The following is a 14,949-nucleotide window of genomic DNA, read 5'->3' on the forward strand; positions in this document are numbered from 1 at the left end:
GGGCCCGACATGGAAGAAGCGCCACAACGCCGCCCCATATCCAGCGCGCCCCCTCACGCCGCGCTCTGGTCGATCCCCAGCTCGCCCAGCTTGCGGTACAGCGTCGATCGCCCGATGCCGAGCCGGCGTGCGACCTCGGTCATCCGCCCGCGATAATGGCCGATCGCCAGTCGGATCACGTCCGCCTCGATCTCGTCCAGCGGGCGCATATTGCCGTCGGGGCGGAACAGCGTGACGCCGCCATTGCCGGCATTCTGGTTGGGCACGGCGCCGTGTGCGGGCCGCCCGGACGAAAGCTGCGCGATCTGCGGGAAATCCGCGCGCGTCAGCCCGTCGCCGTCGCACAGCACGGCGGCGCGGAACAGCGCGTTCTGGAGCTGGCGGACATTGCCCGGCCAGTCATAGCTGCCCAGCAGCTGCAGCGCGTCGTCGGTGATCCCCAGCGGGCGCAGCCCCGGCTGCTCGGCGATCCGCGCCAGCAGGTGCCGGGCCAGCGCCGGAATGTCGCCGGTACGCTCGCGCAGGGGGGGAATCGCCACCTGCACCACGTTGAGCCGGTAATAGAGATCCTCGCGAAACCGCCCCGCCTCGACTTCGGCGAGCAGCGTCTTGTTGGTCGCGGCGATCACGCGCACATCGACTTCGCGCACATGCCGCGCGCCCAGCGGCTGGATCTCGCCGGTCTGGAGCACGCGCAGCAGCTTGACCTGCGCATCCAGCGGCATCTCGCCCACTTCGTCGAGGAACAGCGTGCCGCCATCGGCATCGACGAATCGCCCGATCTTGCGCTCGAACGCGCCCGTGAACGCGCCCTTTTCGTGCCCGAACAGCTCGGATTCGACCAGATTGGCAGGAATCGCCCCGCAATTGACCGTGATCATCGGCCGCTTGCCGCGCGGCGAGGCGGCGTGGATCGCCTCCGCCACCACTTCCTTGCCGACGCCGCTCTCGCCCTCGATCAGCACCGGCACGCGCGCCCGCGCCGCCTTGGCCGCGATCGCCAGCGCCGCGCGGAACTGCGGCGCCGATCCGACGATCTCGTCGAACGCCAGCAGCGCGGTCAGCTTCTCGGTCAGCGGCCGCAGCTCGCCCGATGTCTTGCCCCCCACCGCCGCTTCCAGCGCGACGAGCAGCCGTTCGGCCGCCAGCGGCTTGACCAGAAAATCGGTCGCCCCCGCGCGCATCGCCGACACGGCCGACGCGACCGACCCATTTGCCGTTAGCACCAGGATCGGCAGTTGCGGCCGCCGCGCGCGCAGTTCCGCGATCAGGTCCGCCGCATCCGAATCGGACGAAGCGTGATCTAGGATCACGGCGTCGAGCGCCATGCCGTCCGGCGTGCCGAGCGTCGCGATCGCGACTTCGCCCTCGCCGGCGAACAGCGTGCGCCAGCCCCGGCGCGCAGCGATAGCCGCGACCAGCCGACGCTGCGCCGGTTCGTCGTCGATCAACATCAGGAGGCGCTGCCCGTTGCGCGTCATCGCGTTTCCTGTCCCCACTGTCCCAATTCAGGTCGCACTCCATAAAGTGGATGGGTAAAGGTCGGCTTAAGCCCCCCGCAGAAGCGATTGGCCTGCGCGGGGTTGAAGATCAAGCGTCTCCGCGCGTAAGGTCGCATCAAACAGGTTTTAGGGGAAAGCGCAGTCATGGCCGACACCGGAAATAATAGCGCCGAGATTCAGTCGCATGAAGCGACATGGCACGGTTTCACCGCCCTGATGAAATGGGGCACGGTCGCCGTCGCGCTGGTTGCCGCCTTCGTCGTTTTCCTGATCGCGCAGTAAAAAGTGAAGATCGCGATACTCAAGGAGACCGCCGCCGGTGAGCGGCGAGTCGCAGCGACTCCTGAAACGGTCAAGAAATTCATCGGCTTGGGCGCACAAGTCTGGATCGAATCGCATGCCGGGGACACGGCCTCGATTGCGGACCAGTCCTATGGCGACGTCGGTGCGACTGTGTCGGATCGCGCGGCGGTGCTGGCCGATGCGGGTATCGTGCTGGGCGTGCAGGGTCCCGATCCCGATACGCTGGCAGGGCTTGCCCCCGGTGCCTGGATCGTCGCGGGGCTCAACCCCTTTGGCGAGCGCGCGCGGATCGATCGCTATGCCGCGCTGGGCGCCGAGGCGCTGGCGATGGAGTTCATGCCGCGAATCACGCGCGCGCAATCGATGGACATCCTGTCGTCCCAGTCCAACCTGGCCGGGTACAAGGCGGTGCTCGACGCCGCTGCCGAATATGACCGCGCCTTCCCGATGATGATGACCGCCGCCGGCACCGTCAGCGCGGCCAAGGTCTTCGTGATGGGCGTCGGCGTCGCCGGGCTCCAGGCGATCGCCACCGCGCGCCGGCTGGGGGCACAGGTCTCCGCCACCGACGTGCGCGCCGCGACCAAGGAACAGATCCTTAGCCTCGGCGCCAAGCCAATCTTCGTCGAAAACGTCGCCGGCATCGAAGGCGAAGGCAGCGGCGGCTATGCCACTGAAATGTCCGACGAATACAAGGCGGCACAGGCCGAGCTGGTCTCCGCGCACATCGCCAAGCAGGACATCGTCATCACGACGGCGCTGATCCCCGGCCGCCCGGCCCCGCGCCTCATTTCGGCGGCGCAGGTCGCCAGCATGAAGCCCGGCAGCGTGATCGTCGATCTCGCGGTCGAACAGGGCGGCAATGTCGAAGGCGCCGTTGCGGGTGAAGTTGCGCAGGTAAGCGGTGTCAAGATCGTCGGCCACCGCAACGTCCCCAGCCGGCTGGCGGCGGACGCCTCGGCGCTGTTCGCGCGCAACCTGTTCAATTTCCTGTCCGCCTTCTGGGACAAGGAAGCAGGCAAGCCGGTGCTGGACGAAGAAATCGGCAACGCCGTCCGCGTGACGCAGGGCGGCAAGGTCGTCCACGAGCGGCTGCTTTAGGGGGCACCATGCGGCCTTCTCACTCCCCTCCCGCTTGCGGGAGGGGCTGGGGGAGGGCCCGAGGTGGAAGAAGTGCCGCGAAGTCGCGGCCCCTCCCCTAACCCCTCCCGCACGCGGGAGGGGGACGAAGAAGTATAGTGCAATTGCCCTGCCGCGCAGGGGGAGGATTAAGGAAAGCCATGGACTTCATCTCGATCCTGTCGATCTTCGTACTGGCCTGTTTCGTGGGCTATTACGTGGTCTGGTCGGTCACCCCGGCGCTGCACACGCCGCTGATGGCGGTGACCAACGCCATTTCCTCGGTCATTATCGTCGGCGCGCTGATCGCCAGCGCGGCATCGGGACTGGGCAGCGGCGGCGCGGTTTCCAAATGGCTGGGGCTGCTCGCGGTGGTGCTCGCCAGCATCAACATCTTCGGCGGCTTTGCCGTCACGGCGCGGATGCTCGCCATGTACAAGAAGAAGGCGCGGTGATGCGCGCTCAGGGGGAATGCTGAACATGGAACATGTCGCCGCCAACCCATGGGCGTCCTTCGCCTATCTCGTCGCCGGGGTATGCTTCATCCTCGCGCTGCGCGGGCTCTCCAGCCCCGCCACCAGCCAGCGGGGCAACCGTGCGGGCATGATCGGCATGACGATCGCGGTCGTCACCACGCTGGTCACGCATGTGCCGATCGCCCCGCCCGCCTGCCCCGCCGGCGCGATCTGCGAGAATTATGGCCGGTGGCAGCTGGATACGGTCGCGATTCTCGAAATCCTCGCCGCCATCGGCATCGGCGCGGCGATCGGAATCACCACGGCGCGCCGCATCGCGATGACCGCCATGCCCCAGCTTGTCGCCGCCTTCCACTCGCTGGTCGGCCTCGCCGCCGTGCTGGTCGCGGGCGCCGCGTTTCTCAATCCGGGCGCGTTCGGCATTGCCGAGGACGGCGTGATCTTCCTCCAGAGCCGTGTCGAAATGGGCCTGGGCGTCGCGATCGGCGCAATCACTTTCTCCGGCTCGGTCATCGCCTTCCTGAAGCTTAACGGCAATATGGGCGGCAAGCCGATCCTGCTGCCGGGCCGCCACGTCATCAACCTGGCGCTGCTCGCCGGCATCCTCGGCCTGATCGCCTATTTCACCCAGGACCAGAGCCCCTGGATCTTCTGGACCGTGACGGTGCTCAGCTTCGTCATCGGCTTCCTGCTGATCGTGCCGATCGGCGGCGCGGACATGCCGGTGGTGGTGTCGATGCTCAACAGCTATTCGGGCTGGGCGGCGGCGGCGATGGGGTTCACGCTCCACAACACCGCGATGATCGTCACCGGCGCACTGGTCGGGTCGTCGGGCGCGATCCTGTCGTACATCATGTGCCGCGCGATGAACCGCAGCTTCATCAGCGTGATCGCGGGCGGCTTCGGCGGCGACAGCGGCGGCCCGGCGGGCGCGGTCGCCACCGATCGCCCGTGGAAGCGCGGCTCGGCCGAGGACGCGGCGTTCCTGATGAGCCAGGCCGAACAGGTCATCATCGTCCCCGGATACGGCATGGCCGTCGCCCAGGCGCAGCACGCGCTGCGCGAAATGGGCGACAAGCTCAAGGCGCACGGCGTCCGCGTCAAATACGCGATTCATCCCGTCGCGGGCCGCATGCCGGGGCACATGAACGTGCTGCTCGCCGAAGCGAACGTGCCCTATGACGACGTGTTCGAGCTGGAGGACATCAACAGCGAATTCGCGCAGACCGACGTCGCCTTCGTCATCGGCGCCAACGACGTGACCAACCCGGCGGCAAAGACCGACAAATCCTCCCCCATCTACGGCATGCCGGTGCTCGACGTCGAAAAGGCCAAGACCGTGTTGTTCATCAAGCGATCGATGGGCGGCGTCGGCTATGCAGGCGTGGACAACGAGTTGTTTTACCGCGACAACACGATGATGTTGCTGGCCGATGCGAAGAAGATGGTCGAAGAAATCGTCAAGTCGCTCGACTGACAGCTGGATGGTCTCCGGGGCGGTGGGCGTGCCTGCCGGGCCCGGATCGCGACGATCGAAATGACTAGAGCAGGGCCCGGTTCGGCAGGACCGGGTGCTGCGCCACGGGGGCTGGGGCATGGCGAGCGTTGGTGCGATTTTGGGGGGCGCGTTCGGCCTGATCCGGCGCCGTCCAGGCGCGGTGGTCGGCTGGGCGCTGATTTATGTGGTCGGCAATTTCCTGATCGGCGGGCTGCGGATGGGGATGACGTTCGGGGCGATGCGCACGCCCCGGCCCGGCGATCTGCCGCCACCGGCACAGATGGGGCTTGTCGCGGGCATCACCACCCAGTTGCTGGCGCTGGCGCTGCTCGCGGTGTTGATGACTGCCGTGTTCCGCGCGGTCCTGCGCCCGCAGGAACAACGCGCGGCGTCGTTGCGGCTGGGCATGGACGAAGTGCGCGTGTTCGTCCTGACCTTGCTGGTGACGCTCGCCTTCGTGGTGGCGATGTTCGTCCTTGTCCTGCTCGACGGGCTGATCGTCAGCGCGCTGTCGGTGGTGATCGCGTCGCCGGGGGCGCTGATCGCTATCCAGTTCGGGCTGGCGCTGGGCCTGATCGCGGCGCTGATCTTCTTTCAGGTGCGGCTGTCGATCGCCTTCCCGCTCACTTATTATCGCGGCAGGCTCACCGTCGATGAGGCATGGGATCTGACGCGCGGGCACTTCTGGACGATCTTCGCCGCACAGCTGGCGGTGGTCGCGTTGCTCGTGCTGGGCTGGCTTGCCCTGCTGCTCGCCTTCTTCGGCGACCTGCTGCTTGCCGTGGCAAGGGCGCACGGCGATCCGAACGCGATCGGCCTGGGCGGGGTACAGATGGCCGTGCGGGTGACGCACATGCCGCCGATGCTCCAGGTATTGTTCATCGTGGCGATTCTCACCTTTCTGGCATTGGGATTCGCGCTGGCCACCGGGGTCCAGGCGAGCGCTGCGCGCGAGTTGCTCGACGATGCCGGCGAGCCGTTCGAGAAAGGGGTCGAGCCCTTTTGATCCGCTGCCCCCGACCCAGGCTGGTCCGTTCCGGAGCGTATTGCAACCATAGCGGCCCCGGCGGACGTGCCAGCCTCCGAAATGGAGGAATATGGGCTCAACCGTTTCGGAGCGATGCGGCATCTTGGAACAGAAGATGAACTTGACAGACTCGGGCAGCGCGACCGGGGTGGACGCGCGGCGAAGGATACGGGCGACGGGGGATGGGTTCGATGCCGCATAGCGCTGATTATGGAACGGGGGCGCCCCGCGCGCTGGTGATCGCCGAAACCGGCGCCGCCACGGACACGGCGGCGCATGCGGTGGAACTGGCAGGATGCCGCGCGCGGCAGGTCCGCTGGACCGATGCGGCGCACGATCCCGCCAGTTTCGACGGGCTGGACCTGATCGTGATCGAAGCGGAGCACGCCCCGGACGGGCTGCTCGATATCGTGCTGGCGCGGGCTGACACCGTTGCCCGTGAACGCGCGCTGGGCGTCGTAGCCGCGATCCGCGCGGACCAGATCGATGCCGCCGCCGCGCACCTGCTCGGCCCGCGCGTCCAGTTGCTGTGCGATCCGAGCACGGCAGAGCGCGTCACCGCGATCACTGCGATCAAATGGACGGCGCGCGGCACGATCAACGACGTCACGCGGGAGCCCGAATCGGCGCGGCTGCAGCGGCTGAACGAGGAAGTTGCCCGGATCGCGGATACGCTCGCCCGCCTGACGCGCGGCGAAGAGCCGAGTCGCGGCGGGGTGCGCGACAATGGGCTCGGTTATCGCGGGCCCGAAACGGTGGGCAGCGCGGGCGAGGCGACGGCGACCGAACTGCGCGCAGTCATCCGCGCGCGGCGGCTGCGCGCGCAGTTCTTCCACGGCGAATTGTTCGCCGATCCGGCGTGGGACATGCTGCTCGACCTGTTCGCCGCCGATATGGAGCGCCGCCGCGTATCGGTGTCCAGCCTCTGCATCGCAGCGGCGGTGCCGCCCACCACCGCGCTGCGCTGGATCGGGACGATGCACGACGCCGGACTGTTCGAGCGCCAGGCCGACCCCACCGACCGCCGCCGCGCCTATATCGCGCTCAGCGCCAAGGGCTTGGAGGGGATGCGCAGCTATATCGCCGCCGTAAAGCGCGCGGGGCTGCATATCGTGTAAGCCGATGTGCGGTTTGGCTTGCCCCCGCGCCCGGCTTTTGGCATCGGGCTCCCATCAGGGCGGTTAGCTCAGCTGGTAGAGCATCTCGTTTACACCGAGAGGGTCGGCGGTTCGAACCCGTCACCGCCCACCATTTTCAGCGCATCACCCACGCGGTGCGCAGCCATCGCATCGCCTGGATACGACAGCTGCTTCGCACGCGCTTCAGTTCGCCGTGAAGGTGGGCGTACCGCCCGCATATTTCACCGTGACATACGAGTTGTCACACACGTTCACGCCTGACCAGACGGCGTTGGTGCCATCTTCGAAAACGGCCTTCACGTCATATTTGCAGCCCGAGCCCTTGTCGAAGTGCACGGTCATGCGGCCCCCCGCCTTGACCAGCGCTTCCTTCTTCAGATCTTCGTCCACCTTGTTGGCGACCCAGGTGCCGGCGCCGCCGGGCGACACTTCGACCGACTTGATCGCCTTGCCGGTGCTGTTGACCAGAATGAAGTCCCAGGGATCGGCCCATGCCGGTGTCGCGACGACCAACACGGCCAGTGCGGTTGCAGCCCATTTCATCATGTTCTTTCCCCTCCTGTCGTATGCCCAAAATGCGCCCGTCCGCTCGGTGGGGCAAGTGCGTACTGCTCCCTATTGCCAGCGGCGGCGCGCGGCGTTCACAGCAAGCGTATCAGCCGCGTGGCGGACGCGATCCAGGGCGGGTCCGCGACCACTTGCTGCCGGCCGCCGGCGCCAAGCGGCAGCAGGTGCAGCTTGCCTCCCTCGCGCCCCAGCAACCGGCCGAACAGGAAACGTCCCGCCGGTCGCGGCACCAGCACATCGCGATTGAGCGCCCGCCCGAAGCTGTCCGGCGCCAGCCGCTCGCACCAGATCTCGTCACCGGCGCGATAGTCGCCGATCCCCCCGCTGACGGTCACCGCGACCATCGCCGGTTGCGCATGCGGCGGGACGACCGCAGCGGCACGGCGCGGCGCCTGCACACCGGCGCCGTCCAGGATCGCCGCAACCGGGATGTCGGGGCGATCGGGCAGCCGGACGAGATCGGCCGCATCGACTTCCAGCGCAGCGGCGATCCGGTTCAGCCAGCCGACGGACACCGTGCGCGTCCCCGTCTCCAGCCGACCGATGGTCTGCGCCGTGGTCGGCGGATCGCAGCGCGCGGCAACCTCTTCCAGCGTCAATCCCTTGGCGCGACGCACTTCCCGAATGGCGGTTATCATGGCGCTTCCTAACCGGTTTGGTTTTTCACTGTCCTACAGATGTGCCCCGATGGCAAGAGTGGCCGCGACTCGAAAATGGGAGACGGCAATGCGCGAATTGGTGGAACGAACGCTCGACCCGATCGGCAAGGATACGAAGCGCGCGCCGCGCTCCGTCACCGTCAATCTGGCGGAATCGCCGCTTTCGTGGCTGCGCGCGCGCGGGCTTCTCGACGCGCGGCAATATGAGGCCGGGGACCGGCTGCGCAGCGACTACGAGATGGCGTCGCTCGGCCGGCGCGTGACGATGCGCTGGGAGCCCGGCGCAGGCGGCAAGGCGCGAAAGGGCCCGCCCGAAACGCCCGACGCCACGCTGGCGCAGATCGATGCAAAGCGGCGCTTCGACGCGGCGGTCCGGTGTGCCGGCCCCGGCCTCGCCGACATATTGTGGCGCGTCGTGTGCGCGGGCGAAGGGCTCGCCACGGCGGAACGCGCGCTGGGCTGGCCCAGCCGCGCGGGAAAGCTGGTGCTGCTATTGGCGCTCGATCGCGTCGCCGACCATTACCGGCTGCCCTGACGGCGCAGCGCCCTTGCCCAGAAACCGGCCATAGGCCCAACCGATCCCGATCAGCGCCAGTCCCAGCGCCAGGAAGGAAAGGATGCGCAGCGCACCGTCCAGCGCGGCGGCGTCGATCAAGAACACCTTGAACGTCGCCGCCGTCAGCAGGCCCAGCCCGAGCAGCCGCAGGTCGTGGCGCGCAGCGGCAATGCCGCGCCACAGCCAGAACAGCGCCAGCCCCAGCAGCACTGCGGAATATCCGCCGTTCTCGCCGGTGGTGACCGGCCCGGTCAGCATCGTGCCGTGCGCAGCCTGTCGCACTGCGGCGAGCACCGCCACCAGCGTCGCCACTGCCGCGCCGCTGCGAAACCACTGCGCAGGCGCCAGCGTCCATAGCCAGAACGCCACCAGCGCCGCATGCAGGACTGCGGCGTTGAGCAGCGGGAGTGCCCCGACGGCTTGCGGCTGGAACACCGGGTTGAGCACGATCAGGTCGAACCAGACGAATCGGCACAGCCCGAGCATCAACAGCACGCCGCCCAGACTCGGCGCGAGGTTCCGGCGCAGCAGCACCCACCCCGCCCCCAGGCACATCTGCGTGATAACCGCGCGCTCGACAAAGCCCCAGGCCAGGAACCGCGCCTCGGTGTCGATCGCCAGCCCCTGCTTGGCAAGCGCATAAGCGAGCATCAGCGCAAGGCCGATCGCGACCGTGCCGGCGCCCCGCCGCAGCGGCCCAAGCGCACGGCGGTCGACCAGCGTCGCCAACAGCGCCGCTACCGGCAACGCCAGCGTCCGGAACAGATCGCCAAGCGCGGGCAGCCGCACATAGGGCAGAGGATCGCCCGCGATCGAGGCGAAGATCAGGTCCGCCAATCCCAGTATCGGCAGCGCCGCCGCCACCAGTGCCGCCGCGAATGGCGACACGGGCAATGCAAACAGCCGGGGCGCCTGAGTCGCACGCGCCCAATAGGCTAGTGCGACCAGCACCGCCGACAGCGGCACCGCCAGCCATGCGCCGGGCACGAACTGCGCCAGCCCCAGCGTCGCCGCGAACCCTGCGACCACCGTACCGGCGAGCAAAGCCGGATGCTCGGGCTGCCCGCGCATCCGCCACGCGATGCTCCCGCAGCCCGCAGCGGCGGCAAGCTCAAGCACACCCCATCCCGCATCAGCCAGCAGCGCCGGCGCACAGCCATGGGCGACGAGCAACGGCCCGGCCGTCCCGCCAATCGCTAGCAGCGCCCAGTCCCGATCCCGGAGCGCGCGCCAATGTCCGGGCAGCGCCAACAGCAGCGTCGCGACCAGCGCGGCGATGGGCGTCGCGCGGTGCTCCGGCTGGAGCAAGGCGATCGCCTCGAGCAGCAGCAGCAGCGCGAGCGCGGCCAGTGCCGCCGGCGTATACAACGCCTCCCGTGCGGCAAGGAACAGCGCGGCACCCGCCAGCACCAGGTAGAAGCTCCAGGCGAGCGCCGAGAAATCGAGCGCGGGGGCCAGCGCCACCAGCTGGATAAACCCCGCCACCAGCGGCGCGATGCGCAGCCATTGGTTGCGCAGCCCGCTGGCCGGTATCGCAGCGGTGGCGCCCGCCGCCAGCAGCAGCGTAAAGGCTGCGACGCCGCCCAGCTCTCCACTGCGGCCGCTCAGCATGACCGCCAGGAAATTGATCCACCCGAATCCGACGACGCTCGCGGCAAGCACCAGCCAGTTCCACCCGCGATGAATCGCCAGCCCGAACAGCGCGGCAACGAACAGCGCGAGATAGGCAAGCAACGGCCCGATCCCCGCCGCATCGAACCCGGCGACCAGCGGCGCGGCGAAACCGCCGATCAGCGCCATGACCGCCGTTGGCGGCCCGTGGCGCAGCGACAGCGCCAGTGCCGCCGCAGTGATCCCGAGCATCGCGACAAAGGCGGGCAACGGCGCGATCAAATGGTAGAGTGCCGCCGCCAGATAGAGCGTGCCGTACAGGCTGGCGATTCCTGCACCTGCCAGCGCCTGGGCGATTCGGGGATCGTCGCGCGTGGCGGCCAGGCGCCGCGCCGCCTCGCTCGCGGCAACAAGCGCACCACCGAACCCGGCCGCCAGAACGGTGCGCGTGACAGGGCCCAGCAATCCGGATTCGATCGAATAGCGCACCAGGAAGAACCCGGCGAGAACGAGCGCGGCGGCGCCGATCCAGATCGGCAGCCTTTCACCAACCAGCGATTCGAAATTCGGCCGCACCCAAAGGACGCGCGGAGGCTCTTCGGGCGGGCGCTCCGAGGCTGTGACCCGCTGTGGGGCGGGCGTGGGAGCGGCGATATCGGGCACCAGCACCGGCACCGGCGCCGCCGGCGCGGGCCGCCGTACCCGATCTTCGGATTCGACAAGCAGGGACTCGACGCGCCGCACTTCCTGTTCCAGAACGGCGATGCGCCGCAGGACCACATAAAAGGCCGCGGCGCCCACAAGGGCGAGAAGGATCGTGAAGCTGTTCACTGCCTCTCTCCTTGGCACAGCGTGGGGTCGCTGTCGCGTCGCCTGGGCAATGCGGGTGCGCTTGGTAGGGTTTTGTGGCGCATGGCAGAGAGGATTTAGCCCATGATTCTATATGGTTCCACCCTTTCGCCCTATGTCCGGAAATGCTGGGCATTCGGCGTGGAGAAGGGGCTGGAGATCGAACTGAAGGCCGCCGGCATGGGCCGGGGCGACCCCGATTTCGAAGCGGCGAGCCCGTTCCGCAAAATGCCCGGGTTCAAGGACGAGGATTTCCTGATCTCGGACTCAAGCGCGATCGTCCATTATCTCGAAGCCAAGTTCCCCGAGCCCAACCTGATCCCCGCCGAGCCGCGCGCCCGCGCCCGGACGATCTGGTTCGAGGAAATGTCCGACACGCTGGTCATGGCGGCCGGCGGCGCGATCTTCGGCAATCGCTTCGTGCGCCCCCGCGTGCTCAAGATGCCGTGCGACCATGCTGCCGCCCATGATGCGGAGACAAAACTCCTCCCGCCGATCCTGGACTATCTGGAAGGCGTAATCCCCGACAGCGGCTTTCTGGTCGAGGACCGCATCACGCTCGCCGACCTTGCCGTCGCCGGTCCGTTCGCGACGCTGGCATGTATCGGCACGCGGATCGACCCAGCCCGCTATCCCCGCAGCGCAGCCTATGTCGACGCGATCCATGCCCGGCCCAGCTTCGCGGCGATCCTCGTCAAGGACCAGGCTTTCGTCGATGCGATGGGCGGGCCGGTGCTCGCCGAAGCGGACGGCTGATCTGGCCAAGCGCCGCGCCCGCGCCTAAAGCGGCGCGATGCGGATCGCTTTCATCAAATGCCATGGTTCGGGGAATGATTTCCCCCTGATCGACGCACGCGCGCTGTCGCTGGGCGAGCCCCAATGGGCAGCACTGGCGCGGGCATTGGCCGACCGTAACGGGCCGGTCGGCGGCGACGGGCTGCTCGCGCTTACTGCGGGCGACGAGGACCATGCGTTCGGGATGCGGATGTTCAATTCGGACGGGTCCGAGGCGGAGACGTGCCTGAACGGCCTGCGCTGCGTCGCGCGGCGCGGGTTCGAAGTGCTCGGAATCGACAGCGCGCGGGTGCGGCTCAAGACCAGCAGCGCCGATGTGTCGCGCCAGCCCGATCTGGCGCCGGGGGTCTATACCGTGCGGACCATCGTCGGCCCCGCGTCGATCGCTCCCGCCGATGTGGGATTGCACGTCGAGGCGCCCGAAGTGATCGACGCCCCGATCGCGGGGTTGCCCAACGCGCGGGCATTCACTGCCGTGGCGATGCCGAACCCCCATCTCGTGACCTTTGTCGAGCAGGTCGACGAGGCGGAACTGGTGGCGCTGGGCCAATGGTGCGAATCGGGGCCGGCGCTGATCCCCGCCCGCGCCAATGTCTCGTTCGTCGAGATGCGGGGCGGCGACCTGTTCGTGCGCACGTTCGAGCGCGGCGTCGGGCTGACCGACAGCTGCGGCAGCGCAATGGCGGCGTCGGTACTGTCCGCCGGGCTCACCGGCCGCGTGCCGCTGGGGCAAGAGGTGCGCGTGTTCAACAAGGGCGGGATGGTGCGCGGCACGGCCAGCGCCGATCGCGTCGTCACGATCAGCGGCAACGCGACCTTCTTGTACGAGGCCGATGTCGAAGTCGACCTGGACGCGGGCCGCGCGGGCATCGCCCAGATCCACGCCCGCCGCGAAGACGAAATCGCCGCATGGGACGCAATGGTCGCCACGCTCGGCTGAAGCGCGGCGACCCTTACCCGCGCTTCAGCGCACGACCGGCAGCGTCACCACCGACCCGGCGCACACCTTCTGCGTCGCCTTGGCGTAGTCGCCCGGCTTGGCCTTGTAGACATTGGGCACGAAGGTCTGCGGGTTGCGGTCGATCACCGGGAACCAGCTCGACTGGACCTGCACCATCAGCCGGTGCCCCTTCTTGAACACATGATCGTGGTCGCGCAGCGGCACGTCCCACGCCACCACCTGGTTCGGCACCAGCGGCGTCGCCGTCTCGAAGCTCTTGAGATAGCGCCCCCGCCGCACTTCCATCGCGATCGGCAGTTCATAGCCGTTGAGCGAGCGCGCATAGGCGCCCGGATCGCGCTTCGCGTCCTCATAATCCTCGGGGAACACGTCGATCAGCTTGACCACGAAATCGCTGTCGGTGCCGCTGGTCGATGCCATCAGCCTTGCCGCGACATTGCCGGTGATGGTCAGATCCTCGGTCAGCGGCGCGCTGACATAGCTGAGCACGTCGGGCCGGTCGTCGACGAAGCGCTGGTCCTCCGCTTCCCACCAGCGCCAGTCGGGCGTGGCATAGGTGGCCGACATCGGATGCGGGCGGAACGGCACCGGGCGGGCGGGATCGCTCACATAGTCGCGACACTGCGCGCCGCCCGTGGGCGCGTCGAAGCTGAGTGTGCCATTGGTGTGGAGGTACAGATCGGTCGGCTTGGCACCGGGCAGCGGATAGCGCTGGTACGTCTTCCACTGCCACGATCCGCTCTGGAAGCTCTTCATCGCATAGTCGGGCTTGCTGCCCTTGCCGTGCAGCCAATAGGCGAAGAACGGCGCCTCGACCTGCTCCATGAACTGGGTGCCGCTGTTCACGCCGAACGGAATGCGGCCCAACGCGTTGGCCGGGCTGTGCCAGGTCCCGTGCGCCCAGGGGCCTGCCACCATCAGCGCCAGATTGTCGGGATCGTCCTGCTTCTGCTTGAAGAAGATCTGCCAGCTGCCCCACGGGTCTTCCTGGTCCCAATAGCCGGCGACGTTCAGCGTCGGCACGGTGGTGCGCTTCAGGCTGTCGGACCAGCGCTGCTTTTTCCAATGCTGGTCGTAATCGGGATGGTCGATCATCTCCTGATAGCGCGGCACCGCACCCTTGAAATACTTGGCCTCGATGTCCGCCGGGGAGCCCGCCTGCAGGAACCATTGATAGGTGTCGAACCGGTCGTACGGGAAATCCCAATTGTCCTTGGTCATTTGCAGGCTGGAGACCCAGTCGGTCGCATAGGTCAGCCGCATCGCGCCGTAGCGATGGAGATCGTCGTTCAGCCAGTAGTCGATCCACGCCGCCTGCGGGCTGACGGCCTTCAGCGCCGGATGCGGGCGCGCCAGCGCGATGGCGGCGGCGAAACCGGGATACGACACGCCCCACATCCCGACCTTGCCGTTGTTGGGCTTCACATTCTTCACCAGCCAGTCGACCGTGTCATAGGCATCGGTGGACTCGTCGGTCGCGCCCTTGCCGGTCTTCACTTCGGTCGAAAGCGTGAACTTTGTCCCCTCCGAGCCGAAGCGGCCGCGCATGTCCTGGCTGACGAAGATATAGCCGTCCTTCGCCAGCGCTGCCCAGCTCGCGGGCACGGTGCGCGGCGCACGGTTGCTGGCGCCATAGGGCGTGCGCTGGAGCAGGATCGGCAGCGGCCCCTTCTGGTCGCGAAGGCGCAGGATGACGGTGTGGAGCTTCACGCCGTCGCGCATCGGGATCATCGCTTCCTCGACGATGAAGGGCGATGCGTCGGCCTGTGCGGCCGCGCCTGCGGGCTGGGCACTCGCCGCCGCCATCGGCAGCGCGGCGGTCATCGCCGACGCGAGAAATAGGAACATGCTGCGCATTGGGTTTCCCTCCGTTGGGGCGGGAATAGA

14 protein-coding genes and 1 tRNA gene are annotated in these 14,949 nt (G+C 67.8%); 10 read left to right on the forward strand and 5 right to left on the reverse strand.

Annotated elements, in window-relative coordinates; all coding sequences use genetic code 11:
* Positions 1-53 precede the first annotated feature (53 nt).
* Positions 54-1,481 carry a sigma-54-dependent transcriptional regulator gene (locus ACG3SL_RS17145; RefSeq protein ID WP_448662376.1) on the reverse strand — a complete coding sequence of 476 codons (1,428 nt, stop codon included), beginning with the start codon at positions 1,479-1,481 and terminating at the stop codon, positions 54-56.
* Between the two features lie 165 nt (positions 1,482-1,646).
* Between ACG3SL_RS17145 and ACG3SL_RS17150 the strand changes: the two genes are divergently transcribed.
* The 7 genes from ACG3SL_RS17150 (at position 1,647) to ACG3SL_RS17180 (ending at position 7,176) form a co-directional block, all read left to right on the forward strand.
* Positions 1,647-1,784, forward strand: a complete 138-nt coding sequence (locus tag ACG3SL_RS17150) for an aa3-type cytochrome c oxidase subunit IV (protein WP_448662377.1) — start codon at positions 1,647-1,649, stop codon at positions 1,782-1,784.
* A 3-nt stretch (positions 1,785-1,787) separates the two neighbouring features.
* On the forward strand, positions 1,788-2,906 hold the full coding sequence (locus ACG3SL_RS17155; protein ID WP_448662378.1) for an NAD(P) transhydrogenase subunit alpha: 1,119 nt from the start codon (positions 1,788-1,790) through the stop codon (positions 2,904-2,906).
* A gap of 179 nt (positions 2,907-3,085) precedes the next feature.
* Entirely contained in the window at positions 3,086-3,379 is a 294-nt protein-coding gene (locus tag ACG3SL_RS17160; RefSeq protein WP_448662379.1) for a proton-translocating transhydrogenase family protein, read from the forward strand.
* A 25-nt stretch (positions 3,380-3,404) separates the two neighbouring features.
* The gene (locus ACG3SL_RS17165) at positions 3,405-4,877 is read left to right on the forward strand and encodes an NAD(P)(+) transhydrogenase (Re/Si-specific) subunit beta (RefSeq protein ID WP_448665161.1); all 1,473 of its coding nucleotides are present in this window, start codon (positions 3,405-3,407) and stop codon (positions 4,875-4,877) included.
* A 118-nt stretch (positions 4,878-4,995) separates the two neighbouring features.
* The gene (locus ACG3SL_RS17170) at positions 4,996-5,904 is read left to right on the forward strand and encodes a hypothetical protein (RefSeq protein ID WP_448662380.1); all 909 of its coding nucleotides are present in this window, start codon (positions 4,996-4,998) and stop codon (positions 5,902-5,904) included.
* A gap of 212 nt (positions 5,905-6,116) precedes the next feature.
* Entirely contained in the window at positions 6,117-7,043 is a 927-nt protein-coding gene (locus tag ACG3SL_RS17175) for a winged helix DNA-binding protein (RefSeq protein ID WP_448662381.1), read from the forward strand.
* A 57-nt stretch (positions 7,044-7,100) separates the two neighbouring features.
* Positions 7,101-7,176 (forward strand) — tRNA-Val (locus ACG3SL_RS17180).
* Between the two features lie 71 nt (positions 7,177-7,247).
* Here ACG3SL_RS17180 and ACG3SL_RS17185 read toward each other — a convergent pair.
* Together ACG3SL_RS17185 and ACG3SL_RS17190 are read right to left on the reverse strand one after the other, a co-directional pair.
* A complete protein-coding gene (locus tag ACG3SL_RS17185) occupies positions 7,248-7,610 on the reverse strand; it encodes a hypothetical protein (protein ID WP_448662382.1) in 363 nt (120 codons plus the stop codon).
* A 95-nt stretch (positions 7,611-7,705) separates the two neighbouring features.
* Complete coding sequence (locus ACG3SL_RS17190; protein ID WP_448662383.1) at positions 7,706-8,269, reverse strand: helix-turn-helix domain-containing protein; 564 nt, start codon at positions 8,267-8,269, stop codon at positions 7,706-7,708.
* 88 nt (positions 8,270-8,357) lie between these two features.
* On the opposite strand from ACG3SL_RS17190, the gene ACG3SL_RS17195 reads away from it, so the two are divergent.
* Positions 8,358-8,825 carry a DUF6456 domain-containing protein gene (locus ACG3SL_RS17195; RefSeq protein WP_448662384.1) on the forward strand — a complete coding sequence of 156 codons (468 nt, stop codon included), beginning with the start codon at positions 8,358-8,360 and terminating at the stop codon, positions 8,823-8,825.
* On the opposite strand, the gene ACG3SL_RS17200 is transcribed toward ACG3SL_RS17195, so the two are convergent.
* On the reverse strand, positions 8,781-11,288 hold the full coding sequence (locus tag ACG3SL_RS17200) for a DUF2339 domain-containing protein (protein ID WP_448662385.1): 2,508 nt from the start codon (positions 11,286-11,288) through the stop codon (positions 8,781-8,783). The genes ACG3SL_RS17195 and ACG3SL_RS17200 overlap by 45 nt on opposite strands.
* A 102-nt stretch (positions 11,289-11,390) precedes the next feature.
* Here ACG3SL_RS17200 and ACG3SL_RS17205 point away from each other — a divergent pair, with 102 nt between their 5' ends.
* Together ACG3SL_RS17205 and dapF are read left to right on the forward strand one after the other, a co-directional pair.
* Positions 11,391-12,062 (forward strand): glutathione S-transferase family protein, encoded by a 672-nt coding sequence (locus ACG3SL_RS17205; protein ID WP_448662386.1) that lies wholly within the window; start codon positions 11,391-11,393, stop codon positions 12,060-12,062.
* A gap of 37 nt (positions 12,063-12,099) precedes the next feature.
* A complete protein-coding gene (gene dapF / locus ACG3SL_RS17210) occupies positions 12,100-13,041 on the forward strand; it encodes a diaminopimelate epimerase (RefSeq protein WP_448662387.1) in 942 nt (313 codons plus the stop codon).
* Between the two features lie 24 nt (positions 13,042-13,065).
* Here the strand turns inward: dapF and ACG3SL_RS17215 are convergent, their stop codons facing one another.
* A complete protein-coding gene (locus tag ACG3SL_RS17215) occupies positions 13,066-14,910 on the reverse strand; it encodes a CocE/NonD family hydrolase (protein WP_448662388.1) in 1,845 nt (614 codons plus the stop codon).
* Between the last annotated feature and the right edge of the window lie 39 nt (positions 14,911-14,949).

The sequence above is a fragment of the Sphingomonas degradans genome, from assembly GCF_053502645.1.

Coding starts and splice junctions, on each gene's coding strand:
- ACG3SL_RS17145 (WP_448662376.1), bottom strand. CDS start 1,481: ATGACGCGCAACGGGCAGCGCCTCCTGATGTTGATCGACGACGAACCG.
- ACG3SL_RS17160 (WP_448662379.1), top strand. CDS start 3,086: ATGGACTTCATCTCGATCCTGTCGATCTTCGTACTGGCCTGTTTCGTG.
- ACG3SL_RS17195 (WP_448662384.1), top strand. CDS start 8,358: ATGCGCGAATTGGTGGAACGAACGCTCGACCCGATCGGCAAGGATACG.
- ACG3SL_RS17175 (WP_448662381.1), top strand. CDS start 6,117: ATGCCGCATAGCGCTGATTATGGAACGGGGGCGCCCCGCGCGCTGGTG.
- ACG3SL_RS17205 (WP_448662386.1), top strand. CDS start 11,391: ATGATTCTATATGGTTCCACCCTTTCGCCCTATGTCCGGAAATGCTGG.
- ACG3SL_RS17190 (WP_448662383.1), bottom strand. CDS start 8,269: ATGATAACCGCCATTCGGGAAGTGCGTCGCGCCAAGGGATTGACGCTG.
- ACG3SL_RS17170 (WP_448662380.1), top strand. CDS start 4,996: ATGGCGAGCGTTGGTGCGATTTTGGGGGGCGCGTTCGGCCTGATCCGG.
- ACG3SL_RS17150 (WP_448662377.1), top strand. CDS start 1,647: ATGGCCGACACCGGAAATAATAGCGCCGAGATTCAGTCGCATGAAGCG.
- dapF (WP_448662387.1), top strand. CDS start 12,100: ATGCGGATCGCTTTCATCAAATGCCATGGTTCGGGGAATGATTTCCCC.
- ACG3SL_RS17215 (WP_448662388.1), bottom strand. CDS start 14,910: ATGTTCCTATTTCTCGCGTCGGCGATGACCGCCGCGCTGCCGATGGCG.
- ACG3SL_RS17185 (WP_448662382.1), bottom strand. CDS start 7,610: ATGATGAAATGGGCTGCAACCGCACTGGCCGTGTTGGTCGTCGCGACA.
- ACG3SL_RS17165 (WP_448665161.1), top strand. CDS start 3,405: ATGGAACATGTCGCCGCCAACCCATGGGCGTCCTTCGCCTATCTCGTC.